The sequence below is a fragment of the Pseudomonas sp. EA_65y_Pfl1_P113 genome (genome assembly GCF_963970525.1).
Classification (GTDB): Bacteria; Pseudomonadota; Gammaproteobacteria; order Pseudomonadales; family Pseudomonadaceae; genus Aquipseudomonas; species Aquipseudomonas tritici.
Map to the genome: position 1 here is coordinate 1 of NZ_CAXAQM010000167.1, position 709 is coordinate 709.

The following is a 709-nucleotide window of genomic DNA, read 5'->3' on the forward strand; positions in this document are numbered from 1 at the left end:
GCTTTTCGCAGCCCGAATTGCGGATGCCCGCGATCATCGAGGCATGGTTGAGCTCGTCGGAGAAGATGATGCAGCCCGGCAGCACCTTGGCCAGCGTCGCCAGCGTCGCCTCGTTCGAGACATAGCCGCTGGTAAACAGCAACGCGCCTTCCTTGCCGTGCAGATCGGCGAGTTCGCCTTCCAGATCGACATGATAATGCGTGTTGCCACCGATATTGCGCGTGCCGCCCGAACCCGCGCCGACATCGTGCAGCGCATGTTCCATCGCCGCAATCACTTGCGGGTGCTGGCCCATCGCCAGATAATCGTTCGAACACCACACCGTGATCGGCTTGGGGCCGTTATGTCCGGCGAAGCACCGCGCATTGGGGAAGGCCCCCTTGTTGCGCAGGATGTCGATAAAGACGCGATAACGCCCTTCGACATGCAGGCGATCGATCGCCTGCGCGAAAATCCGGGAGTAATCGACCCCGGGATGCGGTGAGTCTACGTCCATGTCCGCCCACTACCCCCGCCAAGCGCCGATTTCCAGCGGCTTTCCCCGATCTACGTGATCATACCTATCGGTTATAGAATATCCAGCCGCGTGAGTCCAAACCGGGCGAGTGCTGGTACCAGCCGATCCGTATCGGCACTGTGCGCGGTAAACACCGCACGCCCCTCGCGCGGCGTATCCGGCCAGCCCTGCCCCTCGGTCAAATGCGCGATC

General features: G+C 61.8%; 1 protein-coding gene. It reads right to left on the minus strand.

Annotation, left to right across the window (positions count from 1 at the left end; genetic code table 11):
- On the minus strand, nt 1–496 hold a 496-nt coding region (locus tag AACY52_RS28925), incomplete at its 3' end, for an aminotransferase class I/II-fold pyridoxal phosphate-dependent enzyme (RefSeq protein WP_339561160.1).
- Between the last annotated feature and the right edge of the window lie 213 nt (nt 497–709).